Below are 914 nucleotides of genomic sequence, written 5' to 3'. Positions count from 1 at the left end.
TCCTTGATCAGATCGATGACCGCGCCAAGCTGCTCGGGAGAAACCGGAGCGTTTTCAATGTCTTTTCCGGCCTTGTTCAATTGCCCGAGCAGATCGTTGATGACCCAGTTGGCGGCGAGCTTGCCGTCGCGGCCGGCGGCCACCTTCTCGAAATAGTCGGCGATCGGCTTTTCCGAAACCAGGATCGAGGCGTCATAGGCCGACAGGCCGAGCGACGCGATCAGCCGCGCCTTCTTGTCGTCTGGCAGTTCCGGCAATTCCTTGGCCAGCGCATCGACATAGGCCTGGTCGAATTCCAGCGGCAAGAGGTCCGGATCGGGGAAGTAGCGGTAATCATGTGCCTCTTCCTTGGAGCGCATCGAACGCGTCTCGCCCTTGGCGGCGTCGAACAGCCGCGTCTCCTGGTCGATCTTGCCGCCATCCTCGAGAATGGCGATCTGCCGGCGCGCCTCGTAGTCGATGGCCTGGCCGATGAAGCGGATCGAGTTGACGTTCTTGATCTCGCAGCGCGTGCCGAACTCGCCGCCCGGCTTGCGCACCGAAACGTTGACGTCGGCGCGCATCGAACCTTCGTCCATGTTGCCGTCGCAGGTGCCGAGATAGCGCACGATGGTGCGCAGCTTGGTGACATAAGCCTTGGCTTCGTCGGCCGAGCGCATGTCGGGCTTGGAGACGATCTCCATCAGCGCCACGCCGGAGCGGTTGAGGTCGACATAGGACATGGTCACATGCTGGTCGTGCATCGACTTTCCGGCATCCTGCTCCAGATGCAGCCGCTCGATGCCGACCTCGATGTCCTCGAATTCGCCCTGACGATCGGGGCCAACGGAAACGATCACCGTGCCCTCGCCGACGATCGGCTGCTTGAACTGCGAGATCTGGTAGCCCTGCGGCAGGTCTGGATAGAAGTAGTT

1 protein-coding gene is annotated in these 914 nt (G+C 61.6%); it reads right to left on the bottom strand.

What is annotated here, in order from left to right:
- Positions 1 to 914: Asp-tRNA(Asn)/Glu-tRNA(Gln) amidotransferase subunit GatB (gene gatB, locus EN925_RS37685; RefSeq protein WP_128337455.1), on the bottom strand; the 914-nt coding region annotated here is incomplete at both ends.

Source organism: Mesorhizobium sp. M7A.F.Ca.US.006.04.2.1 (assembly GCF_004022915.1).
Taxonomy (GTDB): Bacteria; Pseudomonadota; Alphaproteobacteria; order Rhizobiales; family Rhizobiaceae; genus Mesorhizobium; species Mesorhizobium ciceri.
The sequence above is the reverse complement of the archived record's forward strand: the minus strand, read 5'-3'. Positions and strand labels throughout refer to the sequence as shown.